The organism is Streptomyces albidoflavus, assembly GCF_000719955.1.
GTDB lineage: Bacteria > Actinomycetota > Actinomycetes > Streptomycetales > Streptomycetaceae > Streptomyces > Streptomyces albidoflavus.
Genome location: NZ_JOII01000004.1, coordinates 144,006 through 161,244 on the forward strand (window position 1 = coordinate 144,006; position 17,239 = coordinate 161,244).

The 17,239-nt window shown below is 76.1% G+C and carries 16 protein-coding genes; 5 read left to right on the forward strand and 11 right to left on the reverse strand.

Annotated elements, in window-relative coordinates; genetic code table 11:
* The first annotated feature begins 70 nt into the window (after positions 1 to 70).
* Together IF45_RS0105510 and IF45_RS0105515 are read left to right on the forward strand one after the other, a co-directional pair.
* Positions 71 to 2,701, forward strand: a complete 2,631-nt coding sequence (locus IF45_RS0105510) for an excinuclease ABC subunit UvrA (RefSeq protein ID WP_030305894.1) — start codon at positions 71 to 73, stop codon at positions 2,699 to 2,701.
* A 160-nt stretch (positions 2,702 to 2,861) separates the two neighbouring features.
* Positions 2,862 to 3,659, forward strand: a complete 798-nt coding sequence (locus tag IF45_RS0105515) for an NAD(P)-dependent oxidoreductase (RefSeq protein WP_030305895.1) — start codon at positions 2,862 to 2,864, stop codon at positions 3,657 to 3,659.
* Between the two features lie 7 nt (positions 3,660 to 3,666).
* Here IF45_RS0105515 and IF45_RS0105520 read toward each other — a convergent pair whose 3' ends face one another.
* Positions 3,667 to 4,593, reverse strand: coding sequence for an ion transporter (locus IF45_RS0105520; RefSeq protein WP_030305896.1), 927 nt, complete (start codon positions 4,591 to 4,593; stop codon positions 3,667 to 3,669).
* Positions 4,594 to 4,750: 157 nt separating this feature from the next.
* Between IF45_RS0105520 and IF45_RS0105525 the strand changes: the two genes are divergently transcribed.
* From IF45_RS0105525 to IF45_RS0105535, 3 genes are all read left to right on the forward strand, one after another.
* A complete protein-coding gene (locus IF45_RS0105525) occupies positions 4,751 to 5,800 on the forward strand; it encodes a hypothetical protein (protein ID WP_030305898.1) in 1,050 nt (349 codons plus the stop codon).
* Positions 5,801 to 5,883: 83 nt separating this feature from the next.
* A complete protein-coding gene (pip, locus tag IF45_RS0105530) occupies positions 5,884 to 6,843 on the forward strand; it encodes a prolyl aminopeptidase (RefSeq protein WP_078842840.1) in 960 nt (319 codons plus the stop codon).
* Positions 6,844 to 6,912: 69 nt separating this feature from the next.
* Positions 6,913 to 7,935 carry a P1 family peptidase gene (locus IF45_RS0105535; RefSeq protein WP_030305900.1) on the forward strand — a complete coding sequence of 341 codons (1,023 nt, stop codon included), beginning with the start codon at positions 6,913 to 6,915 and terminating at the stop codon, positions 7,933 to 7,935.
* Positions 7,936 to 7,960: 25 nt separating this feature from the next.
* Here IF45_RS0105535 and IF45_RS0105540 read toward each other — a convergent pair whose 3' ends face one another.
* The 10 genes from IF45_RS0105540 to IF45_RS0105585 form a co-directional block, all read right to left on the reverse strand.
* Positions 7,961 to 8,395 carry an RNHCP domain-containing protein gene (locus tag IF45_RS0105540; protein ID WP_018468662.1) on the reverse strand — a complete coding sequence of 145 codons (435 nt, stop codon included), beginning with the start codon at positions 8,393 to 8,395 and terminating at the stop codon, positions 7,961 to 7,963.
* A gap of 11 nt (positions 8,396 to 8,406) precedes the next feature.
* Positions 8,407 to 8,745 (reverse strand): RNHCP domain-containing protein, encoded by a 339-nt coding sequence (locus IF45_RS0105545; RefSeq protein WP_008407641.1) that lies wholly within the window; start codon positions 8,743 to 8,745, stop codon positions 8,407 to 8,409.
* A gap of 278 nt (positions 8,746 to 9,023) precedes the next feature.
* Positions 9,024 to 10,439 (reverse strand): NADH-quinone oxidoreductase subunit N, encoded by a 1,416-nt coding sequence (locus tag IF45_RS0105550; protein ID WP_030305901.1) that lies wholly within the window; start codon positions 10,437 to 10,439, stop codon positions 9,024 to 9,026.
* Entirely contained in the window at positions 10,436 to 11,944 is a 1,509-nt protein-coding gene (locus IF45_RS0105555) for a complex I subunit 4 family protein (RefSeq protein ID WP_030305904.1), read from the reverse strand. The genes IF45_RS0105550 and IF45_RS0105555 overlap by 4 nt, the downstream gene beginning before the upstream one ends.
* Positions 11,945 to 11,992: 48 nt before the next feature.
* On the reverse strand, positions 11,993 to 13,822 hold the full coding sequence (locus IF45_RS0105560; RefSeq protein ID WP_030305906.1) for a proton-conducting transporter transmembrane domain-containing protein: 1,830 nt from the start codon (positions 13,820 to 13,822) through the stop codon (positions 11,993 to 11,995).
* Positions 13,819 to 14,124: an NADH-quinone oxidoreductase subunit NuoK gene (gene nuoK, locus IF45_RS0105565; protein WP_008407631.1), complete on the reverse strand. Its 306-nt coding sequence runs from the start codon at positions 14,122 to 14,124 to the stop codon at positions 13,819 to 13,821. Before nuoK ends, IF45_RS0105560 begins: the two co-directional genes overlap by 4 nt.
* Positions 14,121 to 14,684, reverse strand: a complete 564-nt coding sequence (locus tag IF45_RS0105570; protein ID WP_030305908.1) for an NADH-quinone oxidoreductase subunit J — start codon at positions 14,682 to 14,684, stop codon at positions 14,121 to 14,123. The genes nuoK and IF45_RS0105570 overlap by 4 nt, the downstream gene beginning before the upstream one ends.
* A 22-nt stretch (positions 14,685 to 14,706) precedes the next feature.
* Positions 14,707 to 15,591, reverse strand: a complete 885-nt coding sequence (locus IF45_RS0105575; protein ID WP_030305909.1) for an NADH-quinone oxidoreductase subunit H — start codon at positions 15,589 to 15,591, stop codon at positions 14,707 to 14,709.
* Entirely contained in the window at positions 15,584 to 16,816 is a 1,233-nt protein-coding gene (locus IF45_RS0105580; RefSeq protein WP_030305911.1) for a hypothetical protein, read from the reverse strand. Before IF45_RS0105580 ends, IF45_RS0105575 begins: the two co-directional genes overlap by 8 nt.
* Positions 16,807 to 17,142 (reverse strand): NADH-quinone oxidoreductase subunit A, encoded by a 336-nt coding sequence (locus IF45_RS0105585; RefSeq protein WP_030305913.1) that lies wholly within the window; start codon positions 17,140 to 17,142, stop codon positions 16,807 to 16,809. The genes IF45_RS0105580 and IF45_RS0105585 overlap by 10 nt, the downstream gene beginning before the upstream one ends.
* Between the last annotated feature and the right edge of the window lie 97 nt (positions 17,143 to 17,239).

Consider the following 17,239-nt stretch of genomic DNA (forward strand, 5'->3'; position numbering starts at 1 on the left):
TCGCCCCGCCGGTCACCCGGCCACCGGGCGCCGATGGCGGGGCAAAGAACCCCAAGGTACGTTTTCCGCCATGCCCCCTTCCTCCCCGTCCGCGTCCGCACCCTCGCAGACGGGACCCCGGGACGCCGGTGACGACGGGCTGATCAAGGTCCGGGACGCGGCGGAGCACAACCTGCGCCACGTCGACGTGGACGTGCCCCGCGACCGCGTCGTGGCCTTCACCGGGGTCTCCGGCTCCGGCAAGTCCTCGCTCGCCTTCGCGACCCTCTACGCCGAGGCCCAGCAGCGCTACCTCGAATCGGTCGCGCCGTACGCCCGGCGCCTGATCGACCAGGGCTCCGCCCCGAAGGTCGGCTCGATCACCGGTCTGCCGCCGGCGGTGGCCCTGCGCCAGCAGCACAGCGGCGGGAGCACCCGTTCGACGGTGGGCACGGTGAGCCGCGTCTCCAACGTGCTGCGGATGCTGTACTCCCGGGCGGGCACCTACCCGGCCGGGCGGACCCCCGAGGACCTGGCGGGGACCTTCCCGCGCGACGCGGCGCCCCTGGACTCCGACAGCTTCTCGCCGAACACGGCGGTCGGCGCCTGCCCCACCTGCTCGGGCCTGGGGCGGCTGCACAGCGTCGACGACTCCAAGCTGGTGGGCGACGACTCGCTGAGCATCCGGGAAGGCGCCGTCGCCGCCTGGCCGGGGGCGTGGCAGGGCAAGAACTACCGCGACATCCTCGCCGAACTCGGCATCGACATCGACGCGCCCTTCCACACCCTCCCCGCCGAGCGCCGCGAGTGGCTGCTGACCACGGACGAACAGCCCACGGTCACCGTGCACCCGGTGCGCGACGCCCACCGCGTCGCCCGCAGCTACCAGGGCACCTACATGAGCCCCCGCAGGTGGGTGAACCACACCTTCGCCACCTCCAAGGCCGCGCACCTGCGGGCGAAGGCCGCCTCGTTCATGACCGAGGAACTCTGCCCCAACTGCCACGGCAAACGCCTCAAGCCGGAGGCCCTGGAGGTGACCGTCGCGGGGCAGGACATCGCGTACGCCACCTCGCTGCCGCTCGCCCAGCTCTCGGCCTTCCTGGACGCCGCCCTCGACCACCCCGACACACGGGCCCTTCCGGCCGAGCGCCGGCAGGCCGGGCACGCGCTGATCGCCGGCCTCCAGGAGCAGCTGTCCACCCTGACCGACCTGGGCCTCGGCTACCTGGCGACGGCACGCACCACCTCCACCCTCTCCGGCGGCGAACTCCAGCGGCTGCACATGGCCACCCAGCTCCGCAGCGGCCTCTTCGGCGTGCTGTACGTCCTGGACGAGCCCTCGGCCGGGCTGCACGCCTCGGACACGGAGCTGCTGCTCACGGCTCTGCGGCGGCTGCGGGGCGGCGGCAACAGCGTCTTCGTGGTGGAGCACAACGCGCAGGTGCTCGCCGCGGCCGACTGGATCGTCGACATGGGGCCGGGCGCCGGGCGGCACGGCGGGCGGGTCCTGCACAACGGGCCCGCGCGGGAGCTGTCGGGGGCGCCCGGCTCGGTGACCGCCCGGTACCTCTCGGCCGAGGCACCGGCCGCCCCCGGCCCCGAGGAGCCCCGGACGCCGCGGGCGTGGCTGCGGCTCGGCGGCGTCACCGGCAACAACCTCCACGACCTGGACGCCGAGTTCCCGCTCGCCACCCTGACGGCGGTCACCGGCGTCTCCGGCTCCGGCAAGTCGACCCTCGTACGGCGCGCCCTGGCGGAGACGGTCCGCGAGCACCTGCACGGTGACGGGGCGGAGGCGGACCGGCCGGCGACGGAGGCGGCCGAAGAGGAGGAGGACTCCATCCCGGCCTGGGCGCTGACGGAGGACCGCGTGACGGTGCGTTCCTCGTCGGGGCTGGAGCAGGTGGACCGCCTGGTCGTGGTGGACCAGAAGCCCATCGGCCGTACCCCGCGCTCCAACCTGGCCACGTACACGGGCCTGTTCGACAGCGTCCGCAAGCTGTACGCCGCCCAGCCGACGGCACGGGAACTCGGGTACACCGCGAGCCGGTTCTCCTTCAACGTGCCGCAGGGGCGCTGCCCGCACTGTCTGGGCGACGGCGTGGTCAGCGTCGAACTCCTCTTCCTGCCCACGGAGACCTCCCCCTGCCCGGTCTGCCACGGCGCCCGCTACAACCCCGGCACGCTGCTGGTCCGCCACCGCGAGCGGACCATCGCCGACGTGCTGGCGATGAGCGTGGAGGAGGCGCGGGAGTTCCTCCACGACGTACAGCCCGCGGCCCGCATTCTCGCCCTGCTCTCCGACATCGGCCTGGGCTATCTGACGCTGGGCCAGAGCGCCACCACCCTCTCCGGCGGCGAGGCCCAGCGCATCAAGCTGGTGAGCGAGCTGCACCGGGCGCCGCGCGGACACAGCCTGTACCTGCTGGACGAGCCGACCTCGGGTCTGCACCCGGCCGACGTCGACCTCCTCGTCGGCCATCTCCAGCGCCTGGTGGACGACGGCAACACGGTCGTCGTGGCCGAGCACGACCTGCGTACGGTCGCCGCCGCCGACTGGCTCATGGACCTCGGCCCGGGCGCGGGCGACGAGGGCGGCCGGATCGTCGCGCGGGGGCGCCCCGAGGACGTCGCCCGCCAGGGCGGCACCGCGACCGCCGACCATCTGGCGCGGTACCTGGCGAGCCGGGCGGGCGGACGGCGCCCGGAGAACGCCTGAGCCGGACGTCGGGCGCCCGTATCGTCAGCGTGTCCCGCCGTCGCGGCCGCCAGGACGACAGCTGATCGGCAGCGCCTCTCCCCCGCGTGAACGGGTCGTACCCGGCGACGCGCGCCCGGCCACCGGTGTATCGGGCCCTTGCGTCACTAGCATCGCCCGCATGGAACGCATCGCCTTTCTCGGTCTCGGTTCGATGGGCACACCGATGGCCCGCCGCCTGCTGGCGGCCGGACATCCCCTGACGGTCTGGAACCGGACCGCGTCCCGGGCCGAACCACTACGGGCCGAGGGCGCGCAGGTCGCCCTCTCCCCCGCCGAGGCGGTCCTCGGCACCGGCATCGTCGTCACCATGCTCGCCGGGCCCGAGGCGCTGGACGCCGTCGCCGAGGAGGTGCTGTCGGCGCTGGGCCGCGGCACGGTGTGGGCCGAGATGTCGACGGTGGGCCCAGACGCCGTGGCCGCCCTGCGCGAGCGGCTTCCCCAAGGCGTGACGCTGGTCGACGCGCCGGTCATGGGGAGCGTCGACGCGGCCGCCTCCGGCTCGCTCCAGGTGCTGGCGGGCGGTGAGGTGGACGGGCCGGTCGCGGAGGTGCTGGAGCGTTTCGGCTCGGTGCGCCGCTGCGGGCCCCCGGGGTCGGGGGCCGCGCTCAAGGTGGTCCTCATCAACGCGATGATCGGCGGCGTCGCGGTCGTCGCGGAGTCCCTGCGCCTCGCGGACGCCCTCGGCGTCGACCCGGCCGGGGCGCGGGAGGCGCTGGCCGCCGGGCCGATGGGCGGCGCGGTCCGGCGGACCCTGTCCGACTCCGCCCACTACACCCTGGACCTGGCCGCCAAGGACGTGGACCTCGCCGTCGGCGCCGCCGGTCTGCCCGTGCTCCGGGCGGTCGGCGAGGAGCTGCGCTCCCGGGACGACCTGGCGGGCCGGGATCTGTCGGCCCTGCGCGAGCCGCGCCCGTAGTCCTCCCTCACCCCGCCACCCGCTCCCCCGGCGGCCCCGTGGCGCCGGCCGGCGCCGCCTGGGTGAGGGCGCGTTCGGCCTCGTCCAGAGCGGTGCGGGCGGCGGCGATGCGGGCGCGGAGCAGCGGGAGCGGAAGGGGTTCGACGGGCACCACAGGGACGACGGCGGGGACGGAGGGCGGCCGGGGCGGCTCGCCGTCCGCCTCGGCCTCGCGGCGGGCCTCGTCGAGGGAGCCGATGACGACGCCGATCAGAAGGTTGACCAGGAGGAACGAGCCGAAGAGGACGAACGAGGCGAAGTACACGATCGTCCAGCGGGAGATCTCCAGGCCGGTGCGGACGGCGTCGCCGAGGCCGTCCAGGGTGATGAGGAGGAAGAGGGTGAGCGCGGCCCGGCCGAGCGAGCCGAAGTGTTCGGGGTCGTCGTCGGCGAAGAAGGTCCAGCCGACCATCGCGTAGACGTAGAGGAGCAGGCCGCCGACGAGGAGGAAGCTCAGGGTGCCGGGGAGGCTCTTGCCGACGGCGACGATGACGACGCGGAGCTGGGGCAGGAAGCGGGCGGCGCGCAGGACGCGGGCGAGCCGCAGCAGCCGCAGCACGGTGGTGTTCTCGCGGAAGAAGGGCAGGAACGCGCCCGTGACCACGGCGAGGTCGAAGAGGTTCCAGGGGTCGCGGAAGAAGGCGGCGGGGCGGTCGGCGTGGGCGGCCAGGCGCAGCAGGATCTCGGCGGTGAAGGCGGCGAGGAAGAGGTACTCGGCGGTCTTGAGGAGCGGCAGCCAGGCGGCGACGACCCCGCTGTAGGTCTCGGCGCCGAGCAGGACCGCGTTGGCGGCGATGAGGACGAAGACGGCGCGGGTGAAGTGCGGCGAGTCGACGGCGCGCGAGGCGCGGGCCGCCAGTCGGGTCGTTAAACGGGTGGTCCGCGCGTCAGCCATCGGCTGTCTCTCCTGTCGTGCCCGGGACCCCGTCGTCCCGGCACGGGTGCGCCGGCGGAGGCTCCCGCCGAAGTGGATCTTACGAGTCCGCGCGGCCGGCCCGGCGGGTTCCGGCCGGGCGGGATCGGCGGGGGCGCGACGAGGGAAGAATGCGGCCATGAGGACAGGGGCGGGGAGGCGGGCCGGGGGCGGCGGGCGCGGGCCGTCGGCGGCGGTGGCGACGCCGGTGGCGCTCTCGCTGGGGCTGCTGGTCGTCGCGGGCTGCCTGCTGGGCTGGTACGTGCCGGGGGTGCTGGCCACCGAGGCGGCGTACCGCTCGGCGTCGTTCTGCGCGGGGCCCCCGGAGCCGGAGGGGACGCGGGAGTGCCTGGACGCGGTGCCGGGGACGGTGGTCGCCAAGGAGCCCGGGGGCGGGCGGGGCCCGCGGCTGCCGGGGCTGCGGTGGGCGGCTGACGGGGGCTCGCAGGAGGCGTGGGTGCGGCTGGAGAAGGAGGGTGCGCTCTTCGACTCGCTGGCGCCGGGTGACCGGGTGCGGGTGGTGCGCTGGCGGGGCGAGGAACGCGCCGTGGTGGCGGGCCCGTTGCGGCAGGAGACCTCGGCGACGCCGGTCGACGGGCACCGGCTGCCGTACGCGGTCGGGCTCGGACTGGTGCCGCTGGGCGGCGTGTTCGGCTGGGTGGCGTACGGATGGGCGCGGCGGCCGGAGGGGGCGGCGCGGACCTCGTGGCCGGTGTCGGTGCCGATGGGCTGCGGGCTGGTGCTGGGGGCCGTGGGGTTCTTCGGGCCGATGGTGACGGACGGTCTGCTCGACGCGCTGCTGCTGAGCGTGGGGGTGGCGGTGCCGGTGCTCGCGGCCGGGGTGTGGCTGCTGCGGTGGCGGCAGGCCCGGCCGTCGGCACCGCCCGGGATCCTGCCGAGGCTGCCCGGGCGGGAGCGGTCGTTCCCCGGGGTCGTGGTGGGCGCGGTGCCGTACGGGATGACGGGTTTCGGGACGCTGGTGGCGGGGCCGGAGGGGCTGGCGGTGGCGGCGGGCGCGGAGCCGGGGGCGGCTCGCCTGCCGGTGCCGCGCTCGGTGGCGGTGGTGCGGGTGCGGCCCCGGGCGGGAGAGGCGGGTGACTGGGTGGTGGAGTGCCGGGACGGGGACCGGGAGGTGCGCGTGGTGACCGCCAAGGAGGATCTGCCGTGGATACTGGGCGCGCTGCAGTGAGCCGGGCGGACCGTCCCGCGCGGGCGGGCCGCCGCTTGTAGGCTCGGGGGTTTGTGCCGCCGTCGACCTCCGGGAGTGCCGCCGTGTCCGTTTCTCCTCCGCCCCCGTCCGCCGAGGCCGAGCCGCACGACTGCGGGATGCTCGACGTGGGCGACGGGCACCGGATCTACTGGGAGGTGCGCGGCGATCCGCGCGGCAAGCCCGCGGTGGTGGTGCACGGCGGGCCCGGTTCGGGGTGTTCGCCCCGGGCGCCGCGCGCCTTCGACCTCGGCCGGTACCGCGTCGTCCTCTTCGACCAGCGCAACTGCGGGCGCAGCACCCCGCACGCCGCCGACCCCTCGGTCTCGCTGCTCCACAACACCACCGACCACCTGGTCGCCGACATGGAGCGGCTCCGGCACCACCTGGGCATCGGCCGGTGGCTGCTGTACGGCGGTTCCTGGGGCTCCACGCTGCTCCTCGCCTACGCCGAGCGGCATCCCGAGCGGGTGACCGAGATCGTCGTCCCGTCGGTGACGACGACCCGCCGCAGCGAGATCGACTGGCTCTACCGGGGGGTGGGGCGGTTCTTCCCGGAGGCGTGGGACCGGTTCGTGACCGGCTCCGGCACCGGGCCCGACGGGGACCTGGTGGGGGCGTACGCGCGGCTGGTGGAGGACCCCGATCCGGTGGTCCGGACGCGGGCGGTGGCGGACTGGCTGGCCTGGGAGGACGCCGTGGTCTCGGCGGAGGGGATGGGGGCGCCGTACGCGGCACGGCCCTCCGCCGGGCAGACGGCGATGGTGCGCATCTGCGCCTGGTACTTCTCCCACGGCGCCTGGCTGGAGGAGGGCGCGCTGATCCGCGACGCACACCGGCTCGGCACTCTCCCCGGTGAACTGGTGCACGGGCGGCTGGACCTGGGCGGGCCGGTGCACACCGCGTGGGAGCTGGCCCGGAACTGGCCCGGGGCGCGGCTGTCGGTGGTGGAGTCGGCCGGGCACCTGGGCGGCGCCGAGACGCTGCGGCTGGTGCGGGCCGCCACGGACCGCTTCGCGGCCTGACGCCGCCCGAGGACGTAGAGTGCGGGCCGCCGCGCGGACGGTCCGCGGGGCCGGGCGGGAGGCGGACGGATGGCGGGCGACGGGCGGGGACGGACACTGCGGCTGCGGGAGACCGGGCGGGCGGTGGGGCGGATGGCGCCGGGGCCGCTCAACGCGGTCACCGACGTGCCGGGGCTGCTGGTGGGCCAGACGACGCTGGACGACGACGAGCGGGGTGTGTACTCGGGGGTGACGGCGCTGGTGCCGGTGGCGCTGGAGGAGGCGCGTGCGGTCCCGGCCGGGTTCCACATGGTCAACGGGTACGGGAAGTTCGTCGGCGCGACGCAGCTGATGGAGCTGGCGGAGCTGGAGACGCCGGTGCTGCTCACCTCCACCCTGTCGGCGTTCCGCGCGGCGGACGCCCTGGTGGGGTGGGTGCTGGACCGGTCGGCGACACCGGTGACCTCGCTCAACCCGGTGGTCGGCGAGATCAACGACTCCTGGCTGTCGGCGGAGCGGCGCCCCGTGACGGAGGCACACGTACGGGCGGCGCTGGACGGCGCCGACGCCGGCCCGGTGGCGATGGGCAACACCGGGGGCGGCACCGGGGCGTGCGCGCTGGGCTTCAAGGCGGGCATCGGCTCGGCCTCGCGGGTGGTGCCGCTGGAGGGCGGTCCGGCCACGGTGGGGGTACTGGTGCAGGCCAACATGGACGGCGACCTGCGGGTGGCCGGGCGGACGGTGCTGCCCGGGGAACTGGGTCTGGAGCGGGCGGGGTACACCTCGCCACGCGGGTCGTGCGTGGTGGTCGTGGCGCTGGACGTGCCGTGCACCGGAAGGCAGCTGGAGCGGATCGCTGCGCGCGGGGTGCTGGCGCTGGGCCGGGTAGGGGCGGCGTACAGCCACGGCAGCGGCGACTACGGTCTGGCTTTCTCCACGCGGGTCGCCGACGCGCCGGTGATGCTCTCCCCCGCCGATCTGAACCTCGTCTTCACGGCGGTGCTGGACAGTGTGGAGGAGGCGGTGGTCGACGCCCTGCTGGCGGCGCGGACGGTACGGACCCCGGGAGGCCGCACCGCCCACGCCCTGCCGCACGCGGTGCTGCTGGACTGAGCGGGCGGGCCTCCGCCGGGTCCGGCTACGTCCCGGGCACCACCCCTGTCAGGTGCGCCAGCCCCGGATCGGCCAGGGGCCGCAGGGCGAGGCGGATCAGGGCCAGCGGGTGGTCGTCGCCGGCGGGGCGGTTGGCCTTGAGGGTGCCGCAGGCCCGGCACCGGTGGATCAGCAGCCACTCCCCGTCGTCGCGGACGGCGAGGGTGAGGGCGTCCATCGGGGCCCGGCACTCCTCGCCCCGGTCGCCGGGGGCGCGGCCGTCGACGTGACGGCTGGTCAGGCAGTACGGGCAGTGGTTGCGGTGGGCGGTGCCCAGGGCGCGTACGGGCACGTCCCGGCGGCAGCCGAGGCAGCGGAAGGCGTCGCCCCGGTGGCCGCGGGGGCCGTGCAGGACGTCCTTGGGGCGCTGGGCGCGGCGGCCGGTACGCGGCTCCTGGCGGGCGCGGTGTCTGCGAGGCATCGGGCGCGCCCTCAGATCCGGCCGAGGAGGCCGAGCGGGAACGGCGGCTGGGCGAGTGGCCGCACCGCCAGCGCCATCAGCGCCACCTGGTGGTCGTCGGCGCGGACGGGCGCCGAGGTGAGGGTGGCGCAGGCGGTGCAGCGGTGGATGAGCCGCCAGTCGCCGGGCCCGTGGACGGCGACGGCCAGCGGGGCCATGGGGGCGCCGCAGGGGTCGGCGGAGTCCCGGTGCCGGGTGTGCAGGCACTGGGGGCAGTGGTCGCGCGGGCCGCCGGCCGACGAGGTGCCGCAGGACGGGCAGTCGAAGGCGGTGGTGGGGTCGGTGCGGTCGGTGGTGAGGTGGTCGGACACCCGGATACTCCTGGCCGGTGCGGGGATGGTCGCGGGAACGGCGGGAGCAGGCCGAGCGGGCCTCGGAAGCCTGGTTCAGGGGGCGGGAATCCGGTCGGCGGACGGGGTGTCCGCATCACGGTGAGGCGCGCTCGGCGCGGGCCGGTTCATCAACACCTGCTCGTATCGGGCCAGGGGCGCGGCCGCGGAAGGGGGCCGCACGTCGGGGACAGCGGTGAACGTAGCAACGGGGACGCGGAGGCCGCCACCGGATTTACGGGGGCTGCGGCGTCGGCGGTTCAGTGGGCCGGTGGGCCGTCGAGCAGGGCGAGGACGGGGCCGGCCGCGAGGCCCAGGGCGAGCGAGGCGGCGGCCGCGGTGTGTGCGGTGCCGCGGGCGAGGCGGTCCTCGCCGCCGGTGGGCGGGGCGGCGCCGGGGGTGAAGGCGGGGGCGAGCCAGCGCAGGTAGTAGAAGAGCGAGACGACGGTGTTGGCGGCGGCGAGGACGGCGAGCCAGCCGTACCCGGCGTCGAACAGGGCGGTGAACGCCTGGAGTTTGCCGAGGAAGACGGCGGTGGGCGGGGTGCCGACCAGCCCCAGCAGGCAGACGGCGAGGCTCACGGCGAGCAGCGGGCGGTGGCCGACCAGGCCGCGCCAGCGGTCGGTGGTGGTGGCGCGCGGCAGGGCGCAGACGACGGCGAAGGCGCCGAGGTTGGTGAGGGCGTAGGCGGCGACGTAGTAGAGGAAGGCGGGCTGGGCGAGGGCGGTGCGGCCGGCGACGGCGACGGGCATCAGGAGGTAACCGACCTGGCTGACGGCCGAGTAGGCGAGCAGGCGGCGGACGTCGCGCTGGAGGAGGGCGGCGAGGTTGCCGAGGGTCATGGAGGCGGCGGCGAGGGTGGCGAGGAGGGCGGGCCAGGGGACGGCGCTCCCGGCGAGGGGGACGGCGCCGAGGCGGAAGAGGGCGGTGAGCGCCCCGGCCTTGGGGAGGGTGGTGAGCAGGGCGGCGACGGGCGGGGCGCTGCCCTGGACGGCGTCGGGCACCCAGAAGTGGGCGGGGACGGCACCGGACTTGAAGAGCAGGCCGCCGAGGACACCGAGGGTCCCGGCGGTGAGCAGCGCGGCGGGGGCCGCCTCGGCGTGGGCGAGCCGGGGGTAGGCGGTGGTGCCGGTGGCGGCGTACAGGAGGGTGGTGCCGGTGAGCAGGACGACGCCGCCGATGGCGCCGAGCACGTAGTACTTGAGGGCTGCTTCGGTGCCGGGGCCGTCCTTGGCGAAGCCGGCGAGGGCGTAGGCGGGGATGCCGGCGAGCAGGTAGGCGGCGGCGAGCAGCAGGATGTCCTGGGCGCCGGCGAGGACGAGGGAGCCGGCGGCGGTGAGCAGGACGAGGACGTGGTACTCGCTCTCGCGGGGATGGCCGCCGAGGGGGCGAAGGCTGAGGACGGTGACCAGGAGGGTGGCGCCGGTGAGGACGAGGCGGGCGGTGGTGGTGAGGGGGTCGAGGGCGTAGGCGCCGTCGAAGGCGGTGGTGGCGGGGCCGGGCGCGGCGACGACGGCGGCCGCGGCGGCCGCCAGGCACGCGAGGGCACAGAGCAGGACGACGGCCCACTGGCGGCGGCGCGGCAGCCAGGAGCCGAGCAGCAGTCCGGCCACGGCCGCCCCGGCAAGGAGGAGTTCGGGCAGCAGGTCGAGCGGGTTCTCGTCCATCCCCTTCATCGGGCCAGCCATTCCAGGACGAGGCCGGAGGCGGGTTCGACGGTGTCGAGGAGGGGGCGGGGGGCGAGGCCGAGGAGGGTGGCGAGGGCGAGCAGCGGCAGGACCGCGGCGGCCTCGCGGCGGCGCAGGTCGGGGAAGGCGCGGGGGCTGCCGGGGGCCGGGGGCAGCCTCAGCGGGCCGAGGAAGACCTGCTGGTAGGCGCGGAGGAGGAGGGCGGCGGTGAGGAGGATGCCGAGGACGGAGAGGCAGGTGGCGACGGGGCGCGGGCCGAGGCTGCCGGTGAAGATCTGGAACTCGGCGACGAAGCCGGAGAAGCCCGGCAGGCCGAGGGAGGCGAAGAAGGCGACGGCGGTGGCGGCGGCGAGGACGGGCGCGCGGGCCGCGACGCCGGAGTAGGCGGCCAGGTCGTAGGTGCGGCCGCGTTCGTGGAGGGCCCCCGCGAGGAGGAAGAGGGCGCCGGTGAGCAGGCCGTGACTGACCATCTGGGTGACGGCGCCGCTCACCGCGAGGGCACGGGCGTCCTCGTCGCCGGGGGCGGTCGCGGTGGCGGCGGCGCCGAGGGCCAGCACGATGTATCCCATGTGGGTGACCGAGGTGTAGGCGATCATCCGCTTCAGGTCGGTCTGGGCGAGCGCGACCAGCGCCCCGTAGAGCACGGAGACGACGCCGAGGACGACCACCACCAGGGCGTACCGGCGCCAGGCTTCCGAGAGCACCGGCATGGCGATGCGCAGGAAGCCGTAGGTGCCCATCTTCAGCAGGACCCCGGCGAGGATCGCGGACCCGGCGGCGGGGGCCTGGGTGTGGGCGAGGGGGAGCCAGGTGTGGAAGGGGACGGTCGGGGTCTTGACGGCCAGTCCGGTGCCGAGGGCGAGGAGGACGAGGCCGGCGGCGACGGGCCGGCCGGCGAGCGGGTCGGCGCGGGTCAGGTCGGTCATGTCGAAGGTGTGCGGGGAGGCGGCGAGGTAGAGGCCGATGAAGCCGAGGAGGAGGGCGAGGGAGCCGAGGAAGGTGTAGAGGAAGAAGGTCAGCGCGGCGCGGGCGGCCTGGTCGCGGCCCCAGCCGGCGATGACGAAGTACATGGCGACGATGGACAGGTCGAAGAAGACGAAGAAGAGGATCAGGTCGAGGGAGACGAAGACGCCGAGGCAGGTGGTCTGAAGGAGCAGGAAGAGCGCGGCGTGGGCCCGCACCCGGCGCCGTTCACGCCACGAGTAGAGGGCGCAGGCCAGGAAGAGGACGCAGGTCAGCACGGTCAGCGGCAGCGAGAGCCCGTCGACGCCGACGTGGTAGCCGACGCCCGCCGAGGGCATCCACCGCACCCGCGTCTCGTACGCGTAGCCGCCGCCCGTGCCGTGCGCGGCCCACAGGGCGGCGGTGAAGGCGAGGAGCAGCGCGCTGGTCACGGTCCAGGCGGTGCGGTGGACGGCGTCGGGCACGGTGCGGGGCAGGGCGAGCAGCACGAGGGCGACGGCGGCGGGGGCGAACACCAGGACCGTGAGCACGGCGGGGCCTTTCTGTCGGGGCGGACCTGGTCCGCCGCTTCACCGGGCTCACCGGACGAGGACGAAGACGACGGCGAGGGCGGTGAACGCGGCGACGGCCTGCGCCAGGTACTGGTGGAGCTGCCCGGTCTGCGGCCGCCGCGCCTCCCGGCCGGCTCCGCGGACGGCCGCCGCCAGCACGGCGACCGCGCCGGTGAGGCCCCGTTCGGCGACCCGGTCGGTACGGCGGGCCAGGGCGAGGGTGCCGTACGCGGCGGCGTCCACGGCGCGTTCCAGGACCCGGGTGTCGAAGGCGGCGGCGAGGCGGGCGGCGGCCAGGACGGGCCGGACGACCAGGATGTGGGCGGCGCGCTCCAGGCCGAGCCAGTCCGGGAAGGGGCCGGGCAGCCGCAGCCGGGGGCCGCCGGCCGACCAGGCCCACGCGGCGGCTCCGAGGGCGAGCCCGCCGGAGAGGGCGGCTTCCCAGAGGTGGGGCGCGGGGTGGACGCCGGTGGCGACGGTGCGTTCCAGGGCGGTGCGCAGGGGCGGCAGGGCGAGCGGGGTGAGGGCGGCGCAGGCCAGGGCGAGGAGGGTGAGCGGGGCGAGGAGTGCGGGGCGGGCGGGGGGCGCGGTCGTGGCGGGTGCGGGGCGCCAGACGTACCAGAGGGCTTTGGTGCTGTAGACGGCGGCGAGGGTGGCGGCGGTGAGGCCGGTGGCGTAGAGCCAGGGGTCGCGGGTGAGGGCGGCGGGGAGGAGGAGGTCCTTGGCGGCCCAGAGGGCGAGCGGGGGGAAGCCGGCGAGGCAGAGGGCGCCGGTGGTGAAGAGGAGGCCGAGAGAGCGGGGGCTGCGGGCGGCTCCCGTGAGGCCGGGGAGCAGGCGGGTGCCGTGGGTGGTGAGCCAGGCGCCGGCGAGGAGGAAGAGGAGGCTCTTGGCGGCGGCGTGGGCGAGGAGCTGCAGGGTGCCGCCGGTGGTGGCGCCCGCTCCGGCGGCCAGCACCATGAAGCCGAGCTGGGCGCAGGTGGAGGCGGCGAGGAGCTGTTTGAGGTCGCGTTGGGCGACGGCGACCAGGCCGAGGACGAGGGCGGTGGCGGCCCCGGTCCAGGCGGTCAGCCCGGCGCCCCAGGCGGTGGCGGCCAGCAGCGGGCCGGTGCGCAGCAGCAGGTAGGCCCCGGCGGCGACCATGGTGGCCGAGTGGAGGAGGGCGGAGACGGGGGCGGGGCCGCGCATGGCGCCGGAGAGCCAGAAGCTGAAGGGGAGCTGGGCGGACTTGCCGAGCGCGGCGAGGATGATGCCGGCGGCGGTGAGGGAGCGCCAGGGTTCGGCGGTGCGGGCGAGGTCGTCGAGGGCGAGGGGCGCGGCTCCTCCGGCGAGGGCGGCGCCGGCCGCGACGTAGAGGCCGAGGTCGCCCGTGCGGGTGGTGAGGAAGGCGGTGGTGGCGGCGCCGGTGGCCGCGCGGTCGCGCCAGGTGTGGCCGATGAGCGCCCAGGAGGTGGCGCCCATGACCTCCCAGCCCATGAGCAGGAGGGGCAGGGTGGCGGCGGTGACGGTGGTCAGCATGGCGCCGGTGAACAGCAGCATGAGGCCGGTGGAGCGGGCGGCGGAGTCCGTCGGCCCGAGTCCGGCGCGGGCGGCGAGCAGGACGAGGGCGGCGACGGCGGCGACCGTGACGGCGAGCGGTGCGGAGAGGCCGTCGACGGCGAGGCGTACCGGCAGTCCGGGCAGGAAGGGCGCGGCCGCCTCGGGTCCGGTCCGGGCCGCGACGGCGGTGAGAGCGCAGGTGGCCAGGGCGAGGGCGGCTCCGGCGGTGGGGGCGGCACGGTCGGCGCGGTGTCCGGCGAGGAGCAGGGCCGCGCCGCCGGTGAGCGGCAGCGCCGGGAGGAGCCAGGGCAGGGCGCTCACCCGCGCAGCTCCGCCGCCTGGTCGGTGAGGTCCTTCTCGCCGGTGCGGAACAGGGCGGTGACCACGGCGAAGCCGACCGCCATCTCCAGGGCCATGGCGGTGACCGCGAGGATGACGACGACCTGCCCGTCGGCGTTGGCGGGGGCGAGGTGGCGCCAGGCGGCCGCGGCGGCGAGGATCACGGCGCCGATCATCAGCTCCAGCCCCATCATCAGCATCACCACGGACTGCTGGGTCAACACCCCGAAGAGGCCGGTGCAGAACAGGGCGGCGGCGAGCAGCATGAGGAGGGAGAGGGTCATCGGCCGACACCTCCGCGGGCGGGGTCGTCGGGCCGGGCGGCGCGCAGGTCGTCGCCCCACCGGTCGTAACGACCGCGCCGGGTGGCAAGGACGACGGTCGCGACGATGGTGGCGAAGAGGGCGGTCCCGAGCGTCATCATGGTGAGTATCTGGGGACCCATCAGGGACATGCCCAGCTCGAAGGTGGGGTCGGCGGGCGGGCGGCCGGTGGCCCGGGGCCAGTCGGCGGTGAGGACGCCGGTGGCGAGGAGGGCGAAGAGGGCGGCGCAGAGCGCGGCGGCGGCGCGGGTGTTGTGGAGCATGGCCATGGGCATCAGCCCGGCCGGGTTCATCATGAACATGATCATGAACACGGCCATCACCGCCATCTCGATCGTCATCATCAGCACGATGACGACCCCGAGGTACTGAAGGCCGAGCAGCAGCACCTCACCGGCGACGCAGAGCAGCGAGGCGAGCAGGGCGAAGGTGGCGCGGGCCATCGAGTCGAACCGGAAGACCAGGACACCGGCCGTGACCGCGCACAGGGCCAGCACCCAGGCCAGGACGGCGCTCAGCACGGCACTCCCCCGCTCCCCCGCCTCACGGCAGCACCACCACGGCGACGACCAGCGCCTGGAGGACCGCGAGCGGCGTCAGCACCACCCAGGACAGCTCCGTGTACCGGTCCATCCGCACCCCCGGCAGCCGGCGGCGCAGCCACAGCAGCAGGGCGAGGACCGCGCCGGTCTTCACCAGGGTCCAGGCCCAGCCGGGCAGCAGCGGGCCGTGGCCGCCGCCGAGGAAGAGGGGGACGGCCATCGCGGCGGAGGTGAGCAGCAGCAGGCGGCGCCCGCCGAGGAGCAGGAGGCGCCCCACGCCGGTCAGTTCGGTGGCCACCCCACCGGCGAGGTCGCGTCCGGCGGGCTGGCCGAAGGGGCCCCAGAAGGACATGGCGGCCGCGCTCAGCAGGTAGAGCGCGAAGGCGGCCGGCATCCACACGGCGAACCACAGGCCCCGCTGGGCGTCGGCGATCTCGGTGACGCGGAGCGAGCCCGCGCCGAGCGCGGCGGTGGTGAGGGCGAGCATGTGCGGGATCTCGTAGGCGAGGCCCTGGGCGAGGAAGCGGTAGCCGCCGACGAGGGAGAGGGTGGAGTTGGGCCCCCAGCCGGTGAGCCAGACCGCCGCCCAGGCCAGCGCCTCCATGGCGTTGAACCAGACCACGCCGTCGCCGAGGTCGCTCACCGGGGTGGCGCCGAGCGGCACGACGGCGGCGGCGAGGACGGCGGCGAGGGGCAGCAGCACGGTGCCGGTGCGGGTGGCGAGGGCGTCGGCGGCGCGGGTGCGGCGCGGCTGCTGGACGAGGAGCCGCAGCACTTCGCGGACGGGGGCGACGGAGCGGCCGTCGGCGCAGGCCACGGCGAGGGCGGCCGGGGCGAGGAGCAGCGGGAGCGCGGCGGCGGCCCACAGGGGCGCGGAGTCAGCCACGGGCCACCTCCCCGGCGGCCACGGGAAGGAGTTCGTCCGGGTCCGGGTCGAGGCTGGCGAGGGTGAGCCGGGCGGCGGCGAGTTCCGCGCCGTGCAGCAGGGAGGGCAGGACGTCGAGCAGGGCGCGGGAAGGCGGCTGCTCCCCCGTCAGCTCCCCGCGCGGGCCGTACGGGTCGCCGGGCGGCAGCGGCCGGGGGTCCTCGCAGGCCTCGGCGGCCCGCACGGCCTCGGCCAGCCACTGCACGGTCCGGCGCCAGACGTCGCCGTCGGCCTCCAGGGCCGGACCGCCGACGCCTGCCGCCAGGGCCCGCTCACGGGGCAGCACACCGATGCCCGAGGTGAGCCACCGCAGGGTCCGGGAGCGGCCCACCCGCCGGGCCAGGCGCCGTGCCGGGTACGCCAGTTCGGCGGCGGGCGCGTCGGCGAGGGCGGCGTCGCGCAGGCGGCGGGCGCGGGTGGCGGCGTCCGGCCAGTCGGCCACGGCGAGGAGACGGCCGAGGCTGTCGAGGTGGGCGGCGCACCGGCGGCGGGCGGCCTCACCCCGGGTCACCGGGGCCCCGGCGGCCGCCCGGCGCCAGGGTTCGTCCCAGAACGCGGGCCGGGGCTCGGGCGCGGCCGGGACCAGCTCGACGCCGGTCACCTCCTGCACCACGTCGCCCTGGAGCGCGAGCCGCACCACCAGCCCGGCCGGCCAGTCGGGCAGCACCGGCCCGAAGGGCACGTGCAGGCGGTCCAGCCTCAACCCGTCGCGGTCGTCGGCACGGTCGGCCAGGGGGAGGCCGGAGATGAGCATCGGGCTGTCGTGGGAGTGCGCCGCCATGTGATCGGCGTGGGCGTGGTCGAGGTGGCCGGGATCGGTCACGGGGCTCGCGTGGTGCGGGCGGGGTCCTCCTGCGGCCGTCCCCGTACGCGGTCCGCCCCGCAGCAGCGCCGCGTGCCCCGCGTCCAGGACCGCTCCCGCGTCGGCCGCCTCCTCGACCCGGACCAGGGCGCGCGGCTCGGACAGCGCCTGCCAGGTTCCCTCCAGCCAGGCCGGCTCGTCCTCGCCCGGGCGGCCGACGACGACGAGCAGGTCGGCGGCGGCCGGGGAGAGGACGCGGGGCCAGCGGCGGGCCCGCAGTTCACGCTCGACGGCGAGCCGGGCGCGGGTCGCTCCGGGCAGGACGGCGGTCAGTACGGCGGGGCGGGCCAGCGCGGCCCGCAGCAGCGCGCTCCTCAGCTCCACCGGAACGCGCCCTCCCGCCAGGCGTAGGCGACGGCCGCCAGCAGGATGCCGAGGAAGAGGAACATCTCGACCACCGCCGGAGTGCCCATCTCCCCCACCACGCGCACCCACGGGTACATGAAGAGCATCTCCATGTCGAAAGCGAGGAAGACCAGGGAGACCGGGTACCAGCGGACGTGGAAGCGGCTCGCCGGATGCTCGGCGGGGGCGAGTCCGCCGCTGAACGGCGGCAGGGCCCGGGCGGGTTCGCGGCGTACCGCGCAGAGCCGACCGGCGCCGTGCAGGAGCAGGACGCCGAGCACGCAGACGGCGAGCAGCAGGAGCAAGGGCCGTCCTTCCGCACCTGCCACGCGCCCTCCTCCGCACCGCTGCCACCGGCCGTCCGGCCGCAGCCAGCATGCCAGCCGGACCTTCGCATCTCCG

Coding starts and splice junctions, on each gene's coding strand:
- IF45_RS0105515 (WP_030305895.1), top strand. CDS start 2,862: ATGGAACGCATCGCCTTTCTCGGTCTCGGTTCGATGGGCACACCGATG.
- nuoK (WP_008407631.1), bottom strand. CDS start 14,124: ATGACCCTCTCCCTCCTCATGCTGCTCGCCGCCGCCCTGTTCTGCACC.
- IF45_RS0105520 (WP_030305896.1), bottom strand. CDS start 4,593: ATGGCTGACGCGCGGACCACCCGTTTAACGACCCGACTGGCGGCCCGC.
- IF45_RS0105510 (WP_030305894.1), top strand. CDS start 71: ATGCCCCCTTCCTCCCCGTCCGCGTCCGCACCCTCGCAGACGGGACCC.
- IF45_RS0105535 (WP_030305900.1), top strand. CDS start 6,913: ATGGCGGGCGACGGGCGGGGACGGACACTGCGGCTGCGGGAGACCGGG.
- IF45_RS0105540 (WP_018468662.1), bottom strand. CDS start 8,395: ATGCCTCGCAGACACCGCGCCCGCCAGGAGCCGCGTACCGGCCGCCGC.
- IF45_RS0105550 (WP_030305901.1), bottom strand. CDS start 10,439: ATGAAGGGGATGGACGAGAACCCGCTCGACCTGCTGCCCGAACTCCTC.
- IF45_RS0105525 (WP_030305898.1), top strand. CDS start 4,751: ATGAGGACAGGGGCGGGGAGGCGGGCCGGGGGCGGCGGGCGCGGGCCG.